Source organism: Neobacillus sp. WH10 (genome assembly GCF_030123405.1).
Taxonomy (GTDB): Bacteria; Bacillota; Bacilli; order Bacillales; family Cytobacillaceae; genus Neobacillus.
Window position 1 is genome coordinate 1,953,270 of record NZ_CP126110.1, and the last position, 25,219, is coordinate 1,978,488.

General features: G+C 39.0%; 22 protein-coding genes. All 22 read left to right on the plus strand.

The features are described from left to right. Positions 1–27 precede the first annotated feature (27 nt). The 22 genes from smc (at position 28) to sdaAA (ending at position 25,212) form a co-directional block, all read left to right on the plus strand. Positions 28–3,594 carry a chromosome segregation protein SMC gene (gene smc / locus QNH20_RS09295; protein WP_283922605.1) on the plus strand — a complete coding sequence of 1,189 codons (3,567 nt, stop codon included), beginning with the start codon at positions 28–30 and terminating at the stop codon, positions 3,592–3,594. A gap of 19 nt (positions 3,595–3,613) precedes the next feature. After that, positions 3,614–4,600 carry a signal recognition particle-docking protein FtsY gene (ftsY, locus tag QNH20_RS09300; protein ID WP_283922606.1) on the plus strand — a complete coding sequence of 329 codons (987 nt, stop codon included), beginning with the start codon at positions 3,614–3,616 and terminating at the stop codon, positions 4,598–4,600. A gap of 203 nt (positions 4,601–4,803) precedes the next feature. Continuing rightward, positions 4,804–7,173, plus strand: coding sequence for a DUF8725 domain-containing protein (locus QNH20_RS09305; protein WP_283922607.1), 2,370 nt, complete (start codon positions 4,804–4,806; stop codon positions 7,171–7,173). Beyond that, complete coding sequence (locus tag QNH20_RS09310; RefSeq protein ID WP_283922608.1) at positions 7,170–8,105, plus strand: ABC transporter ATP-binding protein; 936 nt, start codon at positions 7,170–7,172, stop codon at positions 8,103–8,105. Before QNH20_RS09305 ends, QNH20_RS09310 begins: the two co-directional genes overlap by 4 nt. Next, positions 8,102–8,950 carry an ABC transporter permease gene (locus QNH20_RS09315; protein WP_283922609.1) on the plus strand — a complete coding sequence of 283 codons (849 nt, stop codon included), beginning with the start codon at positions 8,102–8,104 and terminating at the stop codon, positions 8,948–8,950. The genes QNH20_RS09310 and QNH20_RS09315 overlap by 4 nt, the downstream gene beginning before the upstream one ends. An 11-nt stretch (positions 8,951–8,961) precedes the next feature. Then, the gene (locus QNH20_RS09320; protein WP_283922610.1) at positions 8,962–10,530 is read left to right on the plus strand and encodes a DUF8809 domain-containing protein; all 1,569 of its coding nucleotides are present in this window, start codon (positions 8,962–8,964) and stop codon (positions 10,528–10,530) included. A 5-nt stretch (positions 10,531–10,535) separates the two neighbouring features. Next, positions 10,536–11,543 (plus strand): AAA family ATPase, encoded by a 1,008-nt coding sequence (locus tag QNH20_RS09325; protein ID WP_283922611.1) that lies wholly within the window; start codon positions 10,536–10,538, stop codon positions 11,541–11,543. Then, positions 11,540–12,409 (plus strand): DUF58 domain-containing protein, encoded by an 870-nt coding sequence (locus QNH20_RS09330; protein WP_283922612.1) that lies wholly within the window; start codon positions 11,540–11,542, stop codon positions 12,407–12,409. Before QNH20_RS09325 ends, QNH20_RS09330 begins: the two co-directional genes overlap by 4 nt. Before the next feature lie 16 nt (positions 12,410–12,425). Further along, positions 12,426–14,207: a vWA domain-containing protein gene (locus QNH20_RS09335; protein WP_283922613.1), complete on the plus strand. Its 1,782-nt coding sequence runs from the start codon at positions 12,426–12,428 to the stop codon at positions 14,205–14,207. Continuing rightward, positions 14,191–16,992, plus strand: coding sequence for a VWA domain-containing protein (locus QNH20_RS09340; protein ID WP_283922614.1), 2,802 nt, complete (start codon positions 14,191–14,193; stop codon positions 16,990–16,992). Before QNH20_RS09335 ends, QNH20_RS09340 begins: the two co-directional genes overlap by 17 nt. A gap of 118 nt (positions 16,993–17,110) precedes the next feature. Beyond that, positions 17,111–17,443, plus strand: coding sequence for a putative DNA-binding protein (locus QNH20_RS09345; protein ID WP_283923380.1), 333 nt, complete (start codon positions 17,111–17,113; stop codon positions 17,441–17,443). 12 nt (positions 17,444–17,455) lie between these two features. Further along, positions 17,456–18,808 (plus strand): signal recognition particle protein, encoded by a 1,353-nt coding sequence (ffh, locus tag QNH20_RS09350; protein WP_283922615.1) that lies wholly within the window; start codon positions 17,456–17,458, stop codon positions 18,806–18,808. A 119-nt stretch (positions 18,809–18,927) separates the two neighbouring features. Then, positions 18,928–19,200, plus strand: a complete 273-nt coding sequence (gene rpsP / locus QNH20_RS09355; RefSeq protein WP_283922616.1) for a 30S ribosomal protein S16 — start codon at positions 18,928–18,930, stop codon at positions 19,198–19,200. Positions 19,201–19,212: 12 nt separating this feature from the next. Then, on the plus strand, positions 19,213–19,443 hold the full coding sequence (locus QNH20_RS09360; protein WP_283922617.1) for a KH domain-containing protein: 231 nt from the start codon (positions 19,213–19,215) through the stop codon (positions 19,441–19,443). A 78-nt stretch (positions 19,444–19,521) separates the two neighbouring features. Next, positions 19,522–19,908, plus strand: a complete 387-nt coding sequence (locus QNH20_RS09365) for a YlqD family protein (RefSeq protein WP_283922618.1) — start codon at positions 19,522–19,524, stop codon at positions 19,906–19,908. A gap of 15 nt (positions 19,909–19,923) precedes the next feature. Continuing rightward, positions 19,924–20,442 carry a ribosome maturation factor RimM gene (gene rimM, locus QNH20_RS09370; protein ID WP_283922619.1) on the plus strand — a complete coding sequence of 173 codons (519 nt, stop codon included), beginning with the start codon at positions 19,924–19,926 and terminating at the stop codon, positions 20,440–20,442. Beyond that, the gene (gene trmD, locus QNH20_RS09375; RefSeq protein ID WP_283922620.1) at positions 20,439–21,182 is read left to right on the plus strand and encodes a tRNA (guanosine(37)-N1)-methyltransferase TrmD; all 744 of its coding nucleotides are present in this window, start codon (positions 20,439–20,441) and stop codon (positions 21,180–21,182) included. The genes rimM and trmD overlap by 4 nt, the downstream gene beginning before the upstream one ends. 143 nt (positions 21,183–21,325) lie before the next feature. Then, complete coding sequence (rplS, locus tag QNH20_RS09380; protein ID WP_283923381.1) at positions 21,326–21,670, plus strand: 50S ribosomal protein L19; 345 nt, start codon at positions 21,326–21,328, stop codon at positions 21,668–21,670. Positions 21,671–21,890: 220 nt separating this feature from the next. Then, positions 21,891–22,448, plus strand: coding sequence for a signal peptidase I (gene lepB, locus QNH20_RS09385; RefSeq protein WP_283922621.1), 558 nt, complete (start codon positions 21,891–21,893; stop codon positions 22,446–22,448). Positions 22,449–22,466: 18 nt separating this feature from the next. Next, positions 22,467–23,336 carry a ribosome biogenesis GTPase YlqF gene (gene ylqF, locus QNH20_RS09390; protein WP_283922622.1) on the plus strand — a complete coding sequence of 290 codons (870 nt, stop codon included), beginning with the start codon at positions 22,467–22,469 and terminating at the stop codon, positions 23,334–23,336. Between the two features lie 277 nt (positions 23,337–23,613). Next, complete coding sequence (gene sdaAB / locus QNH20_RS09395) at positions 23,614–24,276, plus strand: L-serine ammonia-lyase, iron-sulfur-dependent subunit beta (protein ID WP_283922623.1); 663 nt, start codon at positions 23,614–23,616, stop codon at positions 24,274–24,276. Between the two features lie 30 nt (positions 24,277–24,306). Then, on the plus strand, positions 24,307–25,212 hold the full coding sequence (gene sdaAA, locus QNH20_RS09400; RefSeq protein WP_283922624.1) for an L-serine ammonia-lyase, iron-sulfur-dependent, subunit alpha: 906 nt from the start codon (positions 24,307–24,309) through the stop codon (positions 25,210–25,212). The last annotated feature ends 7 nt before the right edge of the window (positions 25,213–25,219 follow it).

Genomic DNA, 25,219 nt, shown 5'->3' on the forward strand with positions numbered 1-25,219 from the left:
CCCGTGCAGCATAGGGAGGATAAAGAAATGTTTTTAAAACGATTGGACATTATTGGCTTTAAATCTTTCGCTGAACGAATTGAAGTTGATTTTGTTCCTGGAGTAACGGCTGTAGTGGGTCCAAATGGCAGTGGCAAAAGTAATATCACTGATGCTATTCGCTGGGTTTTGGGTGAACAGTCTGCAAAGTCTCTAAGAGGCAGTAAGATGGAAGATATCATTTTTGCCGGAAGCGATTCAAGAAAAGCTCTTAATTATGCTGAGGTTACGCTTACATTGGACAACACTGACCAAGGATTAGGAATTGACTTTAATGAAGTGAGCGTGACAAGAAGGGTTTCCCGTTCAGGTGAGAGTGAATTTTTCATCAATAAACAGCCGTGCCGGCTAAAGGATATCATTGATTTATTTATGGATTCAGGTCTTGGCAGAGAAGCATTTTCGATTATAAGCCAAGGAAAAGTCGAAGAAATATTAAATAGCAAAGCGGAAGACCGCCGGACCATCTTCGAAGAGGCTGCAGGAGTTTTAAAATATAAAAACCGCAAGAAAAAAGCGGAGGTTAAACTGTTTGAAACACAGGACAATTTAAACCGTGTGAATGATATTTTACATGAGCTTGAAAGCCAAGTAGAACCACTGAAAATTCAAGCGTCAATGGCAAAAGACTATTTAGAGAAAAAAGAGGAACTTGAAAAAATAGAGGTAGCTGTAACAGTTTTTGAAATCGAAGACCTTCACCAGAAATGGGAAAACCTTTCAAAGCAGCTTGAGGAGCATCAGCAGGAAGAACTAAAGCTATCTTCCGATCTTCAAGTAAAAGAAGCAAAAATGGTTGAAATAAGAGACAGGATTTCGGCATTAGATGAATCGATTACCGACTTGCAAAATGTTCTTCTGCATGCAAGCGAGGAACTTGAAAAGCTTGAAGGCCGTAAAGAAGTTCTAAAGGAACGGAAAAAAAATGCTGCTCAGAACAAAGAGCAGTTAAAAGAGAATATTTCGGAACTTACTGAGCGAATTAGCCAGTTTAAGAAAAACCGCGATTTACAGGCTGAATCTTTTAAAAGTTTAGGCGAACAAGTAAAAAAATTACAGTTAGAGCTAAAAGAAAAACAGCAAAAACTACAATTATTTACTGAAAATATTGAGGAAAAAATTGAAAGTTTAAAAAGTGAATATATCGATATGTTGAATGATCAGGCTGGTGCTAAAAATGAAATAAAATACATTGACCAGCAATTAGAGCAACAGGAAAGAAAAAGTTCACGTCTTGATGCAGAAAATGAAAAATTTCTTCAAGAACGTCAAAATGCCCAAAGCAAAAAGTCAGAAATTCAGGCTGCCTTAGAAGAAATTCAAGCAAAATTAGCTGACCAGGTTGTTACTTTCCGTGAGAAGCAACGGAAACTTGAATCAGTAAAAAACAACTATCAAAAACAAGAAAAGACGTTATATCAAGCATATCAGCTTCTTCAGCAAGCAAAGTCGAGAAAAGAATTGCTTGAGGAGATGGAAGATGATTACACTGGCTTTTTCCAAGGTGTCAAAGAAGTACTTAAGGCGCGCGGGAATAAATTAAAGGGAGTCGAAGGGGCCGTTGCTGAGCTAGTAACCGTTCCAAAAGAGTATGAAACCGCACTCGAAACCGCGTTTGGCGGTGCTCTTCAACATATTGTTGTCGATAACGAGTTAAATGCACGAACTGCTATTCAATATTTAAAACAGAATTCATTTGGACGGGCGACCTTTTTACCGTTAAGTGTCATGAAAGGACGATCATTATCTTCGGCACAATTGTCATCTATTCAAGACCATCCATCCTTAATTGGACCAGCCGTTAGTCTTGTTAAATTTGACCCAAAGTATGCTGAGGTTATGAATAACCTTCTTGGTAATGTTGTCATTACGAAAGATCTTAAGGGGGCTAATGAATTAGCAAAAATCCTTCAGTACCGTTGCAGGCTGGTGACACTTGATGGTGATATCGTTAATCCTGGAGGATCAATGACAGGTGGTGCGACAAAACAAAAATCATCTTCCCTGTTAACAAGAAAAGGCGAGCTTGATAATTTAAAAGAAAAGCTTATTGTGATGGAAGATAAAACAACAGACTTAGAAAGTGTTGTCAAGACATTAAAAGAAGACGTGCAAAAGTCAGAGCAGCAGCTTGATGAAATTCGTCAGGCCGGCGAGGATTTAAGACTTCGTGAGCAATCAGTAAAGGGAGACTTGAGGGAAGCTGAGCTCGGTGAAAGGAATATCAATGATCGTTTAGCGATATATGATCTTGAAAAAGGGCAATTTTCTGATGAAAAGGAAACGTTAATAAAGCGAAAAATGGAATTATCAGAGGCGATTGGGACCTACAGGGTTTCGATTGCTGAACTTGATGCACAAATAACGAAATTAACGGAACAAAAAACCATTGATCTATCATCAAAAGAGACTCTCACCAACGAAATAAATGATTTGAAGGTTGAGTTTGCTTCCAAAAACGAGCAATATACAAATGCGCAGGATCGCCTAGCATTAATAAACAAAGACCTAGAAGAAAGTGAACAGAAGCTGACAATCTATACGGAAGATCTTGATTTATTAACATCAGAAATGACGAACAGCTCTTCAGGAGAAGAACAAATAGAAGCAGCGGCAAAGAGAAAACAGCAGGACAAGGAAGCCACCTTACAGTTAATTACAGTAAGAAGACAAGAACGGTTATCTTTACAAGATTCCTTGGAAGACACAGAGCTTTCGGCAAAGGAGTTAAGGAGACTCCATAAAGGAATGATTACAGTCTTAAAGGATGAGGAAGTAAAAATAAACCGCTTAGATGTTGAGCTTGAAAATCGTCTCGACCACTTAAGGGAAGAATACCTTTTATCGTTTGAAGGTGCTAAGGAACAGTATCCATTAACGGTTCCGGTAGATGAAGCAAGGAAAAAAGTCAAACTAATTAAGCTTGCCATCGAAGAACTCGGAAATGTCAACCTTGGGGCCATTGAGGAATATGACCGTGTCTCAGAACGCTATGTGTTCTTAAATGAACAAAAGACAGACCTCCAGGAAGCAAAAGACACCCTCTTCCAGGTCATTGAGGAAATGGATACAGAAATGAAAAAACGCTTCGAACAAACCTTTGAGGGGATTCGAGAGCATTTCGAACCAACATTCCGAACCCTTTTCGGCGGCGGAAGAGCAGATTTAGTTCTAACTGTTCCAGATGATCTATTGAATACTGGTGTAGAGATCGTTGCCCAGCCGCCTGGTAAAAAGCTGCAAAATTTAGGTTTATTATCAGGAGGAGAACGTGCGTTAACAGCCATTGCCCTGTTATTTTCTATTCTAAAGGTGCGTCCTGTTCCGTTCTGTATTCTTGATGAGGTGGAAGCTGCCTTGGATGAGGCTAATGTCCACCGCTTCAGCCAATATTTAAAGCACTATAGTACCGAAACTCAATTCATCGTCATAACCCATCGCAAAGGGACGATGGAGGAAGCAGATGTTCTTTACGGTGTCACCATGCAAGAATCTGGTGTTTCAAAACTTGTTTCTGTCCGTTTAGAGGAAACAAAGGAACTTGTTGAATCATAATTTATGAGGAAGTGAAAGAATGAGTTTTTTTAAAAAATTGAAAGAAAAAATCACGAAACAGGCAGATACTGTAACAGAAAAATTTAAGGAAGGACTTACAAAAACACGAGACAGTTTTTCCGGAAAAGTAAATGATCTTGTTGCCAGGTATCGTAAGGTTGATGAAGATTTTTTTGAAGAATTAGAAGAAATATTAATTCAAGCGGATGTCGGATTCGATACAGTAATGCAGTTGATTGATGAGCTCAAGATGGAAGTGAAGCGCCGAAACATTCAAGACCCGCAAGAGGTTCAAAGTGTTATTTCTGAGAAGCTAGTTGATATTTATAATGCTGATGAAGAACAATCGTCCAAATTGAAAATTCAGGAGGATGGGCTGACAGTCATCCTTTTTGTTGGGGTTAATGGTGTTGGAAAAACAACGACGATTGGTAAACTTGGACATAAGTTCAAAAGTGAGGGTAAGAAAGTCGTGATGGCCGCAGGCGATACATTCCGGGCTGGAGCCATCGAACAGCTTGAGGTATGGGGCGACCGAGTTGGTGTCGATGTGATTAAGCAGGCAGAAGGCTCAGACCCTGCAGCGGTCATGTATGATGCCATTCAGGCAGCTAAATCCCGCAAAGCCGATATTTTGCTATGTGACACAGCTGGCCGATTGCAAAACAAAGTGAATTTGATGAAAGAGCTTGAAAAAGTAAAGCGAGTCATTGAAAGGGAAATACCGGGTGCTCCCCATGAAGTAATTCTTGTACTTGACGCAACTACAGGTCAAAATGCTTTAATCCAAGCAAAGACCTTTAAAGAAGCAACTAACGTAAGTGGGATTGTCCTATCAAAATTAGATGGAACAGCAAAAGGCGGCATTGTTCTTGCTATTCGCAACGAATTGAAAATACCGGTTAAATTCGTTGGACTCGGTGAAAAAATGGATGATCTTCAAGAATTTGATGCCGAAAAATATGTTTACGGATTATTTGCTGACCAGGTAGAAAAAACCGAATAAGACTTTGTAAAAACAGTAGCATTCTTGCTGCTGTTTTTTTTTACATAATAAGATTATATTGCATTTTTTTGCCAAAGGTGTAAAAATACACTAAAGAACATTTTAAAGGGATGATGGAATAATAAATATTTTAAAAAAATTGTAGTGTAATAGACAAAATTATTCGTCTATTAAATTAGAGAGGTTTTATAGGGGGAATTATTTTGGTAAAGAAAAAGCTAGTTTTTATTCTGTTTATGTGTTTGTTTATTGTCGGACTAGCAGCCCATCCAGCTAAGGCTGAGGGCAGTGCCATCAAAATATCAGTTAAGGCAGGCTTTGATGGAAAGGTAAAAAGTGGCAGTGGCTTTCCTGTTTCAGTAACCGTTGAAAACAGTGGTGTAGATTTTACAGGCGATATTCTCTTCAATTTTGCGTCTAACTTTAATTCCAGCGGAGCAAAGGTCCTATCGGTAGATGTACCGAAAGGAAGTAAAAAAACCTATTCGCTGTCAATACCGGGTTTTTCTGAGGAACATTTCAATAATCAGCAAATAAAACAGTCGATCTTTTTATATAAAGGCAGCTGGAAAGACAATAATGAGCAAGCCTTTATCGGGGACAAGATCCTTAAACCCAAATATTTAGATCCTGAAGGAAGAACATTAGGTATTTTAAGTGAGGATTCCGACCGATTAAAAGAATTAAAGGTGATGTCAACAAGCAATAATCTTCAATCAATTGTGCTTACAGAAGAAATGATTCCAGAAGATGAACTTGGCCTTGATTTGTTCGATTACATTCTAATTGATGAGTATAGCATTTCAAAGCTGAAAAAAACACAGCAGCAGGCGATCCTAAATTGGGTTCAAAAAGGCGGTAGGTTGATTGCCGGTGCGGCACCAAATGCGGCAGGCTCTTATGGGATCCTTTATCAAGAATTACCGATGAAACCAAATAAAGAAGAGCTGGCGGGTACGGAATTTTTCCAAGTTTCACCTTCATTGCCCCCATTTCCAAATATTCCAGTTTTTATTGGCGAGCTGAACAAAGGAGCAGAGGTTGCCATAAAAAGCGGTGATTTACCGATGGTTGTTCATAAAGGCTACGGTACAGGTGAAATCTGGCAAACAGCTTTTTCACTTGGGGATGAACCACTCTCTTCTTGGAACGAATATGGACAATGGTTTGTCAAAAGCAACATGTTAAATGGGATGTCAACTATTCAATTTCAAAAAGGCGGACAAAATCCATATGATTTTGTTTTTAATGAATTTGCCGAGATAAACGAATACTTTGCCGCATCCCAATTTTCTGTGGGGCAGATTAGCCTGTTCCTATTGATTTATCTGCTGTTGCTTGTGCCATTTCTGTATTTCTTGTTAAAAAGGCTGGATAAACGCGAACATGCCTGGTGGATTATTATCGGTTTTGCCTTCATTTCCTCCGCAGGTATATTTGCCACAGGGGCAAAGGACAGGCTTGCGAAACCCCAGATGAACCAAACAGGCATATACAGGGCAGATAATGGTCAGTTAAATGGTCTTGAGGCAGTTACCTTTCTCTCTAATACTGGAGGTGATTACGAACTTTCTTTTTCGAAGGGGAAATTCTATGGTGTGCCGGGATCATCATCCATGGCTGTACAAGACGGAAAAGGATATGCCGTGTTGGAAAATGGTAGGAAAACCAGTGAAGTGACGTTTCCAAATGTAGAATATTGGTCTATGAGAACCTATTTTGGCCAGGTTTCTAAGCAAAATGCCGGTCAATTTGAAATAAAGCTCTCCAATGAAAATAAAAAGTTAACAGGAAAAATCGTTAATCATTTCCCATATGATTTTGAAGAATTAACGATTTGGTCAGGCACCAAAAAGATTAAGCTTGGATCATTGAAAAGTGGGGAAAGTTTAACTGTAAACGAAACTTTGGAGCAGGATTATTTGACTGGTCCCTACAGTCAAGGAAATTCATATCGGGTTCCAAGTTCACCCCAGGAAGTGGATGAAATGAAAAGGGAAAGGATGGAGTATGGAGCTATCGAATTATTGCACAACAATTCCTACTCAGAAAATCAGCCTATTCTTTATGGTTATACAAAAAATTCCGTTATTAAAGCTGATATTAAAGGAAAGAACGAAGCCAAAAAGGGGTTAACTCTAATCTATCAACCATTAGATATCCAAACAAACATTACTGGTTCATTCACCATTAAAGATGATATGTTTCGAAACCATATAAATACAATCCGCGGCGGGGTCTTTAATGAAAATCCTGGATCCCATAACGAAATGGAGCTTGATGACGGCGAATATGACTATGTTTTAGAGCTTCCAAATCAATTGGTGATTGAAAACCCTCGCTTCCAAGAATTAAATATCTCTTGGTCTGGCGGGAATGTTACTTATTCACTTCTAAATCATACGACAGGAACCTTTTTGCCTTTACCTGATTCTCATACATTGATAAAGGAACATCTTGATCAATATATTTCAAAGGAAGGGGCTATTACAATCAAATTGATAAAAACCGGACAAGGTGACCCTAGAGTCAGAATGCCTTCGCTCGCAATAAAAGGGGAGATTAGCTCATGATTGAAATTATTGATTTAACAAAACGGTATGGTAAATTTACTGCACTTGATTCTTTAAATCTTAAAATCGAAAAAGGCTCTGTTTTTGGTTTTGTTGGTCAAAATGGTGCGGGAAAATCTACTACTTTTTCGATTTTAGCGACATTGCTTTCACCTAGCTCCGGAACGGCTTATATTAATGGTTTTAATATTTCCAAGGAGCCGAAAGCAGTTCGAAGCCAAATTGGTTATATGCCCGATTTCTTTGGGGTTTATGACCAGTTAAAGGCAGTTGAATATTTGGATTTTTACGGTGCCAGTTATGGGATTAGTACGAGCGAAAGAAAGAAATTAATCCCTCAGCTCCTTGAATTAGTTAATTTAACACATAAACAAGATTCTTATGTGGACGTGCTTTCAAGAGGAATGAAACAAAGACTCTGTCTTGCAAGGTCATTAATTCATGACCCGGAAGTACTCATTCTCGATGAACCTGCTTCTGGTTTAGATCCAAGAGCACGGGTTGAAATGAGAGAAATCTTAAAAGAATTAAAGAATATGGGGAAAACAATTTTAATTTCTTCTCATATCCTTCCAGAACTTGCTGAAATGTGTGATGTAATCGGCATTATAGATCAAGGAAAATTAGTTGCGGAAGGCGCCGTTGCCGAAATCCAAAAACGGCTTCAAGGAGAAAAGCTAATCATTGCCAAGCTATTTCGTGAAGTGGACAAAGCGGTTAATTTCTTCGAGGACCAGCCGCTAGTGAGTCAATTAGTGAGAAAAGATGATGGAGAATCGCTTCAATTCATGTTCAATGGGAGTATTGAAGAACAGGTGCAACTGTTAAAAGCAGCCTTTTCACACGATATTCCAATAGTTAGTTTTGCAGAAATCGAAACAAACCTCGAGGATGTCTTTATGGAAATAACGAAGGGAGTGGAACTGTCATGAGAAATCTTTTTCTAAATCCCGTTTTAAATAAGGAATTTAAGCTAAGGTTCCGCTCATTTAAAAGTTTTCTTGGTTTATCCTTTTATTTACTGGCACTATCTATCATTATTATTGGATTTATTTATATACAAACCCAAAACTCACCAATGGGGTTGTTTCGTCCTGATCAAAGTAAGAGCATGTTTATGTTGTTGTCATTTATCCAAATGGGGTTAATCTTGTTTATTACACCTGGATTAACTGCAGGGGTCATCAGCGGGGAAAGAGAGAAGCAAACATTAAATATTTTATTAACTACGAATCAGAGCTCCACAAGCATTATTCTAGGAAAACTGATTTCGTCTGTGTCGTTTTTGTTGCTGATGATTATAGCTAGTATGCCAATTTATAGTATTGTTTTCTTGTTTGGGGGGATTTCTCCAGGGCAAGTAGTGACAATTCTTGGGTATTACATCTTTACGATCCTCGTCTTTGGCAGCATCGGTATCTTTTTCTCCACACTTGTTCGAAAAACTATTATTGCGATGGTTAGCACCTATGGAGTGACCTTATTCCTGACAGCCGGGACTGCTTTTTTGTTTACGGTAACAATGTCTGTTAATCAGATGGGAATAACGACAAATAATCCAGTTCCGTATTTCTTTGTCATGCTTAATCCCATCATGATCCTATTTGGTTTTCTCGAACCGGATGCATTCAGGGAATTGTCTAGTCAAACAGGAATGGGAATTGATTTTCCATTATGGGCAGCAAATTTAATATCTTTTACCATCATTTTTCTAGTCATGATTTTTATTAGCATTCGAAAACTCCGTCCCAACATGAAAGTAAAGTCAAAAGGATAAGGATGAGGTAAATGGAAGGTAAAAAGCTTTTTATTAAGTTGCTGCAGCCCTTACGACGACAGCTCCTACTAAAAAGAATCTTCATAGAGTTTCATTACTGGATTCTAGCTGCCTCAGCCTTCTCTGTCATGATTCTAACTGCGGCCAGAATATTCGTCATCCCTTTTTTTCATGAAATCATCTGGTTAGGTTGTTTCATGATTTTCCTTGTATTTGTAATTCGTACCATACGGAAACTGCCGGGCTTAAGGGAAGCTGCGAAACTATTTAATTCCTACATTCCTGATGACCGTGTCATTACAGCATTTTCGTTTTTAGATGATGAAGGCAAGCTGCAAAAATTGCAGCTTGCAGAAGCACTTCCTTTTATGAAAAAAGAACAGCAACAAGTTTTAGAAAGAAAAAAAAGTTATATAATGCCCAAATGGCTGTTTATTGCTGTTGTTTTGATCTGTTTATCAGCACTTCTCAATTATTATCCAAATCAAAACCTTCAATTGGCTGTGAAAAAAGAAACCGAAATGAAAGTATTAAAAAAGGTCGAGAAGAAACTGGAAGAAAAGGAAAAAAAGGAAAACAACGCTGAAACCAAAAAAGCTCTTGAAAAAGCACAGGAAATAATATCAAAGAATTCAGATCCTAAAGAAACATTATTAGAACTTGCTAAGCAAAAAAAGGAACTAGAATTAAAAGCATTAAAGCATCAGGAAAAACTAGAAAACTTTCAAGCGTGGCAGCAGGAATTGAAAAAAGCTGATTTGAATAAATTGGCAGCCACTTTGGAAGAGAAGGATATAGATAAAATCAAAAAAGAACTTGAACAGTTAACCAAAAATTATGATTCTTTAACGGAAAGCGGGAGACAGGCACTTGGCAAGTTGACTGGTTCAAATCAAAAGCTTTCGGAAAAAGAAATTGCTAAACTAACAAAGCAGATTTCAGAAGCACTAAACACCGAAAACAAAATGAATGAGCTTGCTGATGCACAAGCGGCACTAGGAGAAGCTGAGGAGAGTCTGCAAAATGAACTGCTCGAAAACGGACTGCAATCCAAGCAAATAGCCCTTAATCATTCTAATCAGTCTGCTGGAGGAAAGAAAAACAGCAAAAATGGAAATCCCTCAACAGGATCACAAGGCAGCAATCAAGGGAATCAGTCAGCTGGAAATGGCTCACAAGATAATGGTTCCAAAGGTAATGGAAATGGCTCAGGCAGTGGAAATGGAGCAGGTACCGGTCAGGGGTCTGGCAGTGGAACAGGAACCGGCTCAGGCGGTGGAACCGGTTCAGGCAATGGTGCGGGGCTCGGTACGGGTTCGCGACAGCTTCTTACGATTCCAGAAAAAATAGGCGGTAAAAATAATCTTGAAACTGATACAGGGAACATCGGAAAAGGCAGCCCAGCGGAACAGTTTTCAGGCAACGGGCTAATTTTAAAAGGTCAGCTTCGTTCTTATCAAGAAGTATATGGGAATTATACAGATGCATATCGAAAAAGTACTGATAGGGTAAAACTTCCTTCTGATTTAGAAGAAATCGTAAAAAATTATTACTTATTGCTAGACCCTAATAAGGAGTGACAATTTTGTCTCAACTAAAAGAGAAAGAAAATCAATTTATCACTGCGGCACAACAGCTTAAAATGGTTAAACAAGAGTTAATGAATTTTATCGTTGGTCAAGAAGAAGTGATTGATCAGGTACTTTGGAGTATTTTTTCAGGAGGTCATGCACTGTTAGAGGGGTTGCCAGGGCTCGGGAAAACAATGCTTGTACGGTCAATATCAGACTGCTTAGACCTGTCATTTAATCGGATTCAATTCACACCTGATTTAATGCCGTCTGATATTACCGGTACGATGATTTTGCAGCCTGGAGCAGACGGCAGGCAAGAGTTTGTTTTTCATAAGGGGCCATTGTTTGGAAATATCATTTTGGCTGATGAAATAAACCGGGCAACACCGAAGACTCAAAGTTCACTTTTAGAGGCAATGGCTGAGAAAACGGTAACGGTGATGGGCAGTACAAAACAACTTTCAAAGCCCTTCTTTGTACTGGCCACACAGAACCCGATTGATATGGAAGGCACATATCCACTCCCTGAGGCACAAATGGACCGTTTTATTTGTAAAATTCATGTGGGCTATCCAACAAAAGCAGAGCTAAAAGAGATTGCCTTACGAACGACGGGTCTTGAGGTGCCTAAACTAAATAGGATAATAGGGACTTCTGACGTTTTAGCCATACAGCAGCTGTCAAAGGAAATTTTAGTTTCAGATGACTTATTAAATACCGCTGTTTCTATTATCGATGCTACCCATCCGGCTTCAGCGGATGCTCCAGAAAGGGTCAAACAATATGTCCAATTCGGCAGCGGGCCGAGGGGCTTGCAAAGTCTAATCCAAATGGCAAAAACAAGAGCATTATTTGCTGGAAGATATCATATTTCAATGGGAGATTTAAAAACGACAGCAATCCCTGTCTTGAGACACCGTCTATTATTAAATTTTGAAGGAGAGGCAAACGATATAACGGCGGATGACATAATAAGTGATGTTTTGCAGCAAGCTGGAAAGGATGTTAGTCAGCGATGAAAGCCCCTTTGCATTCTATGCTTTCCAGGATTACAAAACTGAGATTGATGGCGAAAACACGAAGGCGGGGAGCTCATAAAGGGGGGCGTACGGCGAATAAGTTTGGTACTTCTCTAGAATTTTCGGATTTTCGCCTTTATCAGCCTGGAGATGACGTCCGCCAAATTGACTGGAATATCTATGGACGGACACAAAAGCATTATATTAAAAGGTTTTTAGATGAACAGGAAATTGCTGTTACCGTCTTTCTGGACGCCTCCGCTTCAATGCAGACGATTGATACAAAGTGGAATCGAGCAAAAGAGCTCGCGGCCATTTTTAGCTATATTGCCCTATCTGGTGAAGACCGCTTGTCGTTCATCCCGGTTTCATCCCGTCCCTATGGTAAGGTTAGCAGAAAGGGGACGGTTTATGGCAAAAAAGTTTTTTTTGATCTTCTTCAGTTACCTAAACATGAGGGGGTTGGGACATTTACCGAAAACCTTCATAAAAACTTGTTGAAAAATAATCAATTGTCCATTCTTATTACGGATGGACTAGAGCCGCTTGATTCCATTGAATCTCTATTCCGCCTAATCGCTGCTGCAAAACAAGAAGTTAGATTTGTCCAGCTGTTGGGCAAAGAAGAAATAGAACCGAATTATTCAGGAGATGTAAAACTAATTGACAGTGAATCAGGAGAAACTGTGAATGTATCGATTAATGATTCTATTCTCGGAAACTATCAGAAGCAGGTAAAGGAGCATAATCGTAAGATTGAAGCTTTATGCCGCCGGTTTGGCTTCAGTTATTTAGTAACGACAGATGATGCAGACTTGCAGTCCTTTTTATTTCATGAGTGTACCGCCAAAAGAATGCTTTATTAACCAGAGGTGATTTAAGATGTACTTTGCAAGCCCAATGTTTTTTATTCTCGTCATTTTGATCGCCTTTGTTGTGTTATTATACTTTTTCCGAAAACAATACAAAGCAGTCATCAACCCATCTAATCTACTTTGGCAACAGGCAATGAATGAGTGGAAGGCCTCTCCTTGGATACAAAAATTACAGCACAATCTATTGTTTTGGCTGCAAGTTATCGCACTTACATTATTAATGATAGCTTTGGCAAAACCGATTTGGCTCTCGGAAGGGGTCAAGGGAGAGCAGCTTATTTGGATTGTTGATACGTCTGCAACTATGTCAGCCCTGAAGGATGATAAACAGCTCATTGAAGAGTCAAAACAACAGATGAAGCAAATGACAGAACGCTTAAATGATCAGGAAGTGACCTTAATTGTTGCAGGAAGGAAGCCCCAAATACTATTGAACCGGGAATCTAATATAAATGTGATTCAAAAGACGATTGATGGGATTGCTGTAACATATGAACATGAAAACATTGAAAAGAGTGTAAAGCTTGCGGAATCACTTGTTTCGAACCGTGAAACCCATATCCATATATTTTCAGATTCCGTAAAAAAAGAAGACCTTATAGATCGACTGGAAAATGTATCTTATGAAATTCATAATGCTCATGGAATTCAAGATAATATTGCTCTTCTTTCGTTTGGGGTTGCGGGGAAAGAGAATCGAATTTCTGGTCTCGTTGTTATAGAGAACCAAGGGGAAAAATCGAAAACAGTCCCGTTAGTGATCACAAGTGAAAATCAGACGATTTTTCAACAAAAAGTAACAATACCCGCTGGTAAACAGAGTGTCGTTAATGTCCCTGACTTGCCACAGCGCCGCTTCTATCAAGCTTTAATAAAATCCGGGGACAAGTATTCCGCCGATGATGAACTAACAGCCGTTTACTCAGTCTTGAAACCTAACGTTTATGCACTTGGGGAGATTAATCCTTTTTTCATTAAAGGACTTGAAACTTTGGGCATCAAAACGGTGCAGATGGATCAAAACAGTATTTTAGGGTTAAAAGAAAGTGGAATTATTCTTGCGGAAGGGATTCCGGTGGATGTTTTGCCGAAAATGCCGGCTATATATATTAATAAAAAGCAAGATTCAGCTAATCCCATTGAACTGAAGGAACCGATCAAAGAAACTGACTCAAGTCTGACGGAATATGTTGATATCGACAAAACATACATAAAGTACGCTTCAAGCCCAATAACGGGAAACTGGGGAAATATTGTATATAGTGGAAATCACCCCTTAATTCAAACTGGAACAATGAATGGACAGCCGGTTATTATCTTGAATTTCTCACTTGAAAATACGGATTGGCCGCTACATCCGGGATTCCCAATCTTTCTTTATAACAGCTATCAGTGGTTATCAAACCAGACAGGTTTTCTTGGTTATTTTCAACCTGGAGAGGAAAAATGGCTTCAACTTAAAGACCAAAATACTAGTATTGAACTTTTTAATGCTTTTGGAAAAAGTATATCAACGCTCCAGTTAAATAAGGAGAATTTTAAAGCTCCAAATAAACCGGGGATCTATCAAGCTGTATCTGAAGGTCAAGTATATTATTTTTCTGTTCTTCTCGATGATCGTGAAAAAAGACCGCAGTCAGAAGCCTCGTTTATTTTGAATGGCTCAAAGGAAAACAAAAAGGAGCTCACCCTTAAGCCAAATGATTCTTTGTGGTTTTGGCTGACTTGTGTTGTACTGCTCTTGCTTATGGTGGAATGGGAGGTGTATCGACGTGGGTTTAGAGCTTAAGTATCCCTACCTTCTCGTTCTATTAATTCCTGTCTTTTTCTTAATCTATCTTTATTTTAAACAAATAAGATATTCGACCACTCCGGAAAAGGTAGTGATTGGCTGTTTAAGAACTATTTTATTTCTATTGATTGCTTTTGCGCTCACAATCCCCCAATTATTGCTGCCAATCAAAGAGGAATCGATAATTTTTCTCGTTGATCGGTCGGCAAGCTTTGAAGACGCGGAGGATGCAGTACTGGAGTGGCTAGACGAAAGCTTGCAATCGAAAAAAGGAAATCAAAACTTCGCAATTGCTTCGTTCGCAAATGGAACGATGGTTGAACAATCTCTCTCTAATAAAAAAACAGTAGTGGATACATTTAACGGAAAGTTGAAAACTGGTGAAACAAATCTGGAAGAAGGAATAGGGTTTGCGGCTTCCATGATGAAAAAGGAGGGAACCGGCAGGATTATCTTATTGAGTGATGGAAATGAGACTGCCGGCATGAGTAAAGATGCTGCAAAGCTATTAAAAAATCAGAAGATTGAGTTAGATTATGTTCAATTTAAGCAAAAATTTCGAGAGGATATGGCGATTACAAAGCTGGATGTGCCTCCAACCCTATACGAGGGAGAAACAGTAAATTTAACGGTATCAATTGTCAGTAATGTTGAAAAAACAGCCGATCTGAGGATTTCTTTAAATAACAAGGATTTTCTCCATGAGAAGATAAATGTAAAAGAAGGGCATAATGAGTTTTCATTTTCACATATTCCATCAGAGCCGGGAATGGCCATTTATAAGGCAGAGCTAGGGGCAGAAAAGGATACCTTTATTGAAAACAATTCCCTTTATGCTGCAACAAATGTCAAGGGTACTCCAAGAGTGCTTTTAGTCCAGGGTAATCAGGAAGATCCATTAGCACAAATTTTACAATCCTCCGGGCTAATCGTAGACAAGCTAATTCCAGAGAAGCTGCCGACAACCTTAGCTGGCTTTTTACAATATCAGTCAATTATTTTTAATAATGTACCGGGAACAAAGGTCAGTGAGCAGCAAATGAATTTGATTGAAAAGTCAGTCAAGGAATTTGGAACAGGCTTTGCCATGTTCGGTGGTGAGGAAAGCTTTGGTCTCGGGGGCTATTTTAAAACCCCAATTGAAAACCTTTTACCTGTTGACATGGACATAAAGGGAAAAAAAGAGATGCCATCACTAGGATTGGTCATTGTCATTGACCGTTCCGGAAGTATGAACGGCAATAAGCTGACATTAGCAAAGGAAGCTGCGGCACGTTCTGTGGATTTATTACGAGAAAAGGATACGCTTGGTTTTATTGCTTTTGATGACCGCCCGTGGGTGATTGTTGAAACCGGTCCACTCGATAACAAGAAAAAGGTGATTGAAAAAATTCGCTCAGTATCTGTCGGGGGAGGAACGAATATTTATCCTGCACTGGAAAAGGCTTATCAAGAGTTAAAAGATTTAAAACTACAGCGAAAGCACATTATTTTGTTAACAGATGGGCAATCAGCTGCCGGTGGAGATTATCAATCGCTGATAGAAGATGGTAAAAAGAATAATGTTACCTTGTCCACGGTTGCCCTAGGAAGTGACGCCGACCGAAACCTTTTGGAAGACCTTTCCGGACAGGGGAACGGGCGATTTTATGATGTAACCGATGCATCTGTTATTCCAAGTATTCTTTCTAGAGAAACTGTTATGACAACAAGAACCTATATTGAAGACAATCCGTTTTATCCTGTTGTGCAGCCATTTCCGGAGTGGACACCCTTTTTTCAAAACGGAATTCCGAAAATGAATGCCTATATTGCAGTAACAGCGAAAAACAGAGCTCAAGTGCCGATAATAAGTGAAAAAAAGGATCCTATTCTTGCTGAATGGCATTATGGTTTAGGAACCACATTTGCCTTTACCTCGGATATGACAGGAAAATGGTCGGGAGACTGGGCTAAATGGGCAAACTTGCCACAATTTTTGAATCAGATTATCGCTAAATCACTGCCGCAATTTGATAGCGAGCCATTCCGTTTTACGATTGAAAAAGAAAATGGTAATACCGTTGTTCATTTGAAAGCAACAGAAGATCAATTTTTGCCGCTTGACGTATCAGTTGTTTCACAAAATGGGTCGGTGATGGAAACCAATTCTAAACCAACTGCCCCAGGCGAATTTGAAGTGAGCTTTCCTAATAATCCAGGAATGTATTTTTTACGGGTGAAGCAAACCACTGAGAATGGGCAGGATAAATTGTTTCAAACAGGGTTTTCTGTTCCTTATTCTGATGAGTATTTGTTAAGAGGAACAAATAAGGAGTTATTAAAGGAGCTTGCAGCTATAACTGGCGGCAAGGAACTAAAGTCTGCAAAAGAAGCGTTCAGACCTTCAAAACAAAAGCCAAAAACAAAAGAGCCGATTAGTCAGCAGCTCTTATTAGCCGCCTTTCTGCTTTTGGTGTTTGAGATTTTGATTAGGAGACTAGGTTTCCAGCCGTTTTATTTCTTGATGCGCCTTCTGAAGAAAACTCCAAAAAAAGGAGAGGAAGATCGGACAGCATCCCTTCAGCAGCTGGCTAAGGCGAAAGCAAAAGTAAAGGCAAGTGCTGAAAACAAAAGGGAAATTAAAAACGAGGAATCTAAGAATGAAATTAAAAAAGAAAAATTGCCAAAACAAGAACTGCAAACTATAGATAATAGGAAGAAAAACATGCCAGTCGTCTCATTGGCGGAAAAGGAAGAACGAATGAAGCGGCTGCTTGAAGCAAAGAAAAGAAAGAAGTAATCACATTAATTAATCCTTGATGTAAAGGTATTTTCTTGACAGAATGAATAAGACTGTGTAAACTTACTTTCGTAAAGGCTTTTCACTTAACATTGGTATTGGAGGGAACTTAAGTATGATGCTTGAAAAGACGACACGAATGAACTATCTTTACGATTTTTACTATTCGTTGTTAACGCCAAAGCAGCAAAGCTACATGTCTCTCTATTACTTAGATGATTACTCATTGGGTGAAATTGCCGAAGAGTATGATGTAAGCCGTCAAGCCGTTTATGATAATATAAAGCGGACTGAAGCAATGCTCGAGGAGTATGAGGAAAAGCTGTTATTATTTCAGAAATTTCAAGAGCGCTCTAGACTAATAAGGCACGTGAAAGAATTGCTTGAAGAGGAGAACCCTTCAAAGCAGGCATTGTTAGAAACGGTTACTGAGCTTGAGAAATTAGATTAGGAGGCGGCATATATGGCGTTTGAAGGATTAGCCGACCGACTGCAGAATACTATCCAAAAAATCCGCGGAAAAGGGAAGGTCTCGGAAGCGGACGTAAAAGAAATGATGCGTGAAGTGCGTCTTGCATTACTTGAAGCAGACGTTAACTTTAAAGTCGTCAAAGATTTTGTAAAAAAAGTAAGTGAACGAGCTGTAGGGCAAGAAGTACTGAAAAGCTTAACTCCTGGTCAGCAGATCATTAAAATCGTTAACGAGGAATTGACTGCGCTAATGGGGGGGGAGCAAAGCAAGATTGCTGCATCGAATCGTCCACCTACCGTTATTATGATGGTAGGGTTACAGGGTGCCGGTAAAACCACGACAACAGGTAAGCTTTCGCTTTTGCTTCGCAAGAAGTATAACCGCAAACCATTGCTTGTTGCCGCTGACATATACCGACCTGCTGCAATTAAGCAGCTTCAAACTCTTGGGAAACAATTAGACATGCCCGTTTTTTCACTAGGCGATCAAGTAAGCCCGGTCGAAATTGCAAAACAGGCCATTGCGAAAGCAAAAGAAGATCATAATGACTATGTTCTAATTGATACAGCTGGACGATTACACGTCGATGAGGCATTGATGGACGAGTTAAAGGATATTAAAGAACTCACGAAACCAGATGAGATTTTCCTTGTTGTGGATGCCATGACCGGTCAGGATGCCGTTAATGTTGCCCAAAGCTTTAATGAACAGCTTGGTTTAACGGGGGTTGTTTTAACGAAGCTTGATGGTGACACAAGGGGCGGGGCCGCACTCTCTATTCGCGCTGTCACGCAAACACCGATTAAATTTGTCGGTCTAGGCGAAAAAATGGATGCATTGGAGCCGTTCCACCCGGAACGAATGGCCTCTAGGATCTTAGGCATGGGTGATGTACTGACTCTAATCGAAAAAGCTCAGGCAAATGTCGACGAACAAAAGGCAAAAGAGTTAGAACAAAAGATGCGGACTGCGACATTTACACTCGAAGACTTTTTGGAACAGCTTGGCCAGGTTCGAAATCTAGGTCCACTTGATGAATTATTAAAAATGATGCCTGGCGCAAACAAAATCAAAGGTTTGAATAATCTTCAAATTGAGGAAAAACAAATTGCCCATGTTGAAGCCATTATTCAATCTATGACAAAGGCAGAAAAAAATAATCCCGAAATCCTAAATGCGAACCGTAAGCGAAGAATTGCAAAAGGCAGCGGGCGTCCAGTCACTGAAATCAACCGCTTATTAAAGCAGTTTGAAGACATGAAAAAAATGATGAAGCAAATGACAGGAATGCAGCAAAAAGGAAAGAAAAAAGGCGGATTTAAGTTTCCATTTAAGCCATTCTAGGTTGGTTTAGCTTAGATAAAATGGGAAATAATATATGTAAAGAAAAAACACTTTACAAACAATAAAAGAATTGATATTATACTATCTTGTGTGAAACTATTCGGAGGTGCTTATTTAAAATGGCAGTAAAAATTCGTTTAAAACGTATGGGAGCAAAGAAAACTCCTTTCTATCGTATTGTAGTAGCAGATTCTCGTTCACCACGTGACGGACGTTACATTGAGATCGTTGGAACATACAACCCAGTTACTCAACCAGCTAAAGTTGAAATCAACGAAGAATTAGTGCTTAAATGGTTAAAAGACGGTGCGAAACCATCTGATACAGTTCGTAACCTTTTCTCAAACCAAGGCATCATGGAAAAATTCCATAATGCAAAATTAAACAAGTAATCGTTATCGGATATGAAACAATTAATCGAAACGATTGTTAAGCCCCTTGTTGATTTCCCAGAAGATGTTCGTATCGAGGTCGTAGAAGATGACAATCGAGCAACGTACCAGCTTTCTGTTAACAAGACAGATATGGGAAAAGTAATTGGTAAACAAGGGCGTGTTGCAAAGGCCATTAGAACTGTTGTTTATGCAGCAGGATCGTCACAACAGAAGAAAATTTTTCTAGAAATTGGTGAATAGCTTTTTGCATCTAGATAAAAGGGAGGGATTAATTTTCCTCCCTTTTTTGCTATATGTAATGCAAAAGGAGGCTCTTGAATGCAAATCATTCAAACAGTTGTCGTTAAGCAAATATTAACGGAAAACAGCAAGCAGCAGCTTTTCCATACATACCATTCTAAGATGCTTCAGCTTCAAAAAGAATGTGATCAGCTGCAATTCGAGCTGAAGCGGTTAGAGAAAACAAAATCCTTTTCACCAAGTGCACTAAAAAAACATTTTGAAAAAGATATAGAAATACGCAAAGAAAAAATAAAGTTGCTTGAGTTTCAAATCGAACAATTACATATCCTACCATTAGGTAGTGAATTAAATGAAAAGGAAGTTCAGGCCCTAGTAGAGGTAAAGGTAGGCGACAAATGGAACGAGAGGTTAGGACAGCCTACAATTATTATTAAAGATGGTATCATTGAGGAAATTAGATAGTAGGTGAAAAACACTATGGAAAAATGGTTTAATGTCGGAAAGATTGTTAATACTCAAGGCATAAAAGGTGAAGTAAGAGTTATTTCAAAAACGGATTTCCCTGAGAAACGTTACAAGAAGGGGAATGTTTTATATTTATTTATGCCGAATTCAAACATGCCAATTGAACTAACAGTCAAGAGTCATCGAACACATAAAAATTTTGAATTACTGACATTTGATGGGTTTACTAGTATCAATGAGGTTGAGAAGATTAGGGATGGGATTCTAAAAGTCCCTGAATCACAATTAGACACATTAGAAGAGGATGAATTTTATTACCATGAGATTATTGGATGCCTAGTTGCTACTACTCATGGTGAAGAAATCGGGAAGGTTACCGAAATTTTATCACCTGGTGCTAATGACGTGTGGGTTGTAAAAGGTAAAGGCGGTAAAGAACTTCTTATCCCTTATATTCATGATGTCGTCAAAAAAGTAGATGTAAAAGAAAAAGTCATCTTAATTGATCCAATGGAAGGGTTACTTTCATGATGCAGATTGATATCCTTACATTATTTCCGGAAATGTTTTCTGGGGTACTAGGGCAATCCATTTTGCAAAAAGCTACCGAGAAATCAGCAGTTACTTATAACGTAGTTAATTTTCGTGATTATTCCGATAACAAACACTCCACTGTTGATGATTACCCTTATGGAGGCGGAGCCGGAATGGTATTAAAGCCGCAGCCAATCTTTGATGCCGTTGCCGCTCTTAAGGAAACCGCTCAAAGTAAACACCCAAGGGTGATTCTTCTTTGCCCACAGGGTGAACGTTATGAACAAAAAAAGGCAGAAGAATTAGCGAAAGAAGAGCACTTAATCTTCATCTGCGGTCATTATGAAGGCTATGATGAACGAATCCGGGAGCATGTGGTAACGGATGAAATCTCGATTGGTGATTATGTCCTAACCGGAGGCGAACTTGGGGCAATGGTCGTAGTTGATAGTGTTGTACGTCTCCTGCCAGAGGTGCTCGGCAATCAAGAATCGCATATGAAGGACTCATTCAGTACAGGGCTCTTAGAACATCCGCACTACACAAGACCTGCCGATTTCCGTGGAATGAAAGTGCCTGATATTTTATTGTCTGGAAATCATAAATTAATCGAAGAATGGCGCAATAAAGAAGCATTAAGACGTACCCTTCTTAGAAGGCCGGATTTATTTGATAAAATCGAACTCACTCCTGAACAGGAAAAATGGTTAAAAGAAGTAAAAAAAGATTACGAGTAATATTGCGAGCCCTCAATAAATATGGTATGATACTTCTTGTGACTTGAACTGATACGTTTCAGTTATGGTCTTATAACGATGTTCCGCTGCAATGATATAGGTAGTAGATGTGCATGAGCATCTGTTGGAAGGAGTTGAAAACGATGCATAAATTAATCGAAGAAATCACAAAAGAACAACTTCGTTCTGATCTTCCTGCGTTCCGTCCTGGTGATACTGTACGTGTTCACGTTAAAGTTGTCGAGGGTACTCGCGAGCGTATTCAGTTATTTGAAGGTGTAGTGATTAAGCGTCGTGGTGGTGGAATTAGCGAAACTTTTACTGTTCGTAAAATTTCTTACGGAGTAGGCGTTGAGCGTACTTTCCCAGTACACACACCAAAAATTGCGAAGCTTGAAGTAATTCGCCGCGGTAAAGTTCGCCGTGCTAAGCTTTACTACTTGCGTAACCTTCGCGGTAAAAAAGCAAGAATTAAAGAGATCCGCTAATATGAAAAGAAAAGAGCTTGCCTGGGAGCAGGCTCTTTTTTATTACATATCAAATCAATTGATTGTAAATTATATTTATTGAACTGATTCAATTGTTGCTGATTTTTAAACAAAATATTAAAGTTTGATTAAAAAATTTTAGCCCATCGTGTTAAATATGTTTAAGTTATGTAAAATAAGCATTATAAAACATTTTTTATAAGTGATTGGTGGGGATTGTATGACAAAAAAGAAGAATGAACTATGGGAATGGACGAAAGCCCTATTGATTGCGGTAGCGCTGGCAGCAGTCATCCGATATTTTCTTTTTGCTCCAATAGTAGTGGATGGCTTATCGATGATGCCAACATTAAAAGATCAGGATCGTATGATAGTTAATAAATTAAGTTATGAAATTGGTGAGCCAAAGCGATTTGATATCATCGTTTTTCATGCTCCTGAGAAAAAGGATTACATAAAGCGTGTGATCGGACTTCCTGGTGACACGATTGAGTATAAGGATGATACGCTATATGTAAATGGAAAAGCGTATGAAGAGCCTTATTTGGATAAATATAAAAAACAGGCTGAAGGTCCTTTAACTTACTCGTTTAAATTGGAAGAAACCGCTGTTGGCCGTAAAACGGTACCAGAAGGTGAATTGTTCGTTATGGGAGATAACCGCCGCTTTAGTAAAGACAGCCGGCATATTGGAACGATTCCAATGAGCAAAGTAATTGGTAAAACAAATATGGTCTACTGGCCGGTTAAAGACGCTCATATTGTTAAAGTGAAATAGAATTAGGAGGTGGCTGCTTTGACGATCCAATGGTTTCCTGGTCATATGGCAAAGGCTCGCAGAGAGGTCACGGAAAAATTAAAACTAGTTGATATTATTTTTGAATTGGTGGATGCAAGAATTCCGTATTCCTCAAGAAATCCGATGATTGACGAAATTATTCAGCATAAACCAAGGTTGGTCTTATTAAATAAAGCGGATATGGCAGACAAGGCTGCAACAAAAGAATGGATTGCCTATTTTGCAGAAAAAGGTATTAAAGCACTCGCGATTAATTCTCAAGCTGGAGAAGGAATGAAAAATATTGTCCAAGCCTCACATGAGATACTTAAAGAGAAATTTGATCGTTTAAAAGCAAAAGGTGTGAAACCAAGAGCAATTAGGGCGATGATTGTCGGCATCCCAAACGCAGGAAAATCAACACTCATTAACCGTCTCGCTAAAAAAAATATCGCCAAAACAGGAAATACTCCCGGGGTAACAAAGGCACAACAGTGGATAAAAGTTGGCAAAGAAATGGAATTGTTGGATACACCGGGGATTTTATGGCCGAAATTTGAGGATCAAGAGGTCGGTATGAAACTGGCGATTACAGGGGCAATTAAAGATACATTGTTAAACCTGCAAGACCTAACTGTTTACTCTCTAAGATTTTTGGAACGTGAATATCCTGAGCGTTTGAAAGAACGTTATCAACTTGATTCCCTACCGGAAAACGTTGTTGAAATGTTCGATCAAATAGGAGTACTTCGCGGCTGCTTAATGGCAGGTGGAATCGTCGATTATGACAAGGTGTCTGAATTGGTCGTAAGGGAAATAAGGTCGGAAAAATTTGGCCGCCTTACATTTGAACGGCCAGCTGACATTATGACCGAAAAAGAAGAATGACCAACCAAAGCTCTCCACAATGGGGAGCTTCTTTTATATACCACAGTAATTAATTAAAAAAGTATTCCCTGTTTAGAAAATGTTATTTTAAATCTAGTAAATATTTGATATATTTTTATGGTCGAGATGTTGTAATCGTTTTCATATCTTTTTAAAAAAGAAGGACAAGGACATTTACCAGCAATTATTTATGGTCACTTTGATGTAATTCTCGTAAAATAAATTGATAAGATTATACGACAAAGAAAATAACTCACTAGATAAAAGGAGTATTTGAATGAAATATCGATCAGCATTTGATATTATTGGTCCAGTTATGATTGGGCCATCAAGCTCTCATACAGCAGGTGCAGCACGTATTGGCAGGGTCGCTAGGACCTTATTCGGAGGACTGCCGAAGAAAGCAATCATCTCATTATACGGTTCATTTGCCAAAACGTATATGGGACACGGAACAGATTTCGCCATTGTGGCCGGACTTTTGAATTTGGATACATTTGATGAAAGAATGCCAAGGTCTTTAGAGATAGCAAAAGAAGCGGGTTTAAATGTAGTTTTTCGTACTGAAGAGGCTGTAACAGAGCATCCAAATACCGTCAAAATTAATTTATTTGATGAGGAAAACGAACTTGAAATGGTAGGGATTTCAATAGGCGGTGGAACTATTGAAATCACTGAATTAAATTCCTTTCCATTAAAGCTTTCTGGAGAACACCCTGCAATTCTGGTTGTTCATCAGGATCGATTTGGCATTATTTCTGCCGTTACAAGTGTATTATCAAAATATGAAATAAACATTGGTCATATGGAAGTATCACGGTTAGAAAAAGGTGAAATGGCTTTAATGGTTATTGAAGTCGATCAGAAAATTGAAGAAATTGTTATTGATGAATTAAAAAATCTTTCAAATGTATCACAAATAATTCGTATGGTTGAATAAATAGATTAACAAACAGCAGGGGGTGTGATCATGTTTCGAAATGTAGCAGAACTGGTTCGACTTGCAGAAACTAATCAAGTAAAAATAGCGGAGATCATGATCCGACAGGAAATAGAAGTATCAGGTCTTACTAGAGAAGAAGTAATTGCGAAAATGGAAACCAATTTAACCGTGATGGAACAAGCGGTGGAAAGAGGTCTTAATGGTGTCTTTTCACATACCGGACTAACGGGTGGGGATGCGGTGATGCTCCAAAACTATATTAAAAGCGGTAAAGCTATTGGAGGTACGATTTTACTAGATGCTGTCAGTAAAGCAGTGGCCACTAATGAAGTGAATGCCGCAATGGGTGTTATTTGTGCAACACCAACTGCAGGTTCTGCAGGTGTGGTACCAGGAACATTATTTGCTGTAAAAGAAAAATTGAATCCAACCCGCGAGGAAATGATTGAATTCTTGTTTACCGCAGCTGCATTTGGTTTTGTAGTCGCCAATAATGCCTCTATTTCCGGTGCTGCAGGTGGATGTCAGGCTGAAGTAGGCTCTGCAAGTGGTATGGCAGCAGCTGCGATTGTAGAAATGGCTGGCGGCTCACCACAGCAGGCATCAGAGGCGATGGCCATCACCTTGAAGAATATGCTGGGATTAGTATGTGATCCTGTTGCAGGATTAGTTGAAGTTCCTTGTGTAAAACGGAATGCAATGGGTGCCTCTAATGCTATTACTGCAGCAGATATGGCACTTGCTGGAATTTCAAGCAGAATCCCTTGTGATGAAGTCATTAATGCCATGTTCTTAATTGGCCAAGCAATGCCATCTTCATTGAGGGAAACCGCAGAAGGCGGCCTTGCCGCAACTCCGACTGGCAGAAGACTGGAACAAGAAATTTTTGGAAGTAGCAGCACAGTTAAACTGAAAGACCTAATTGTTTCTTAATAATAAC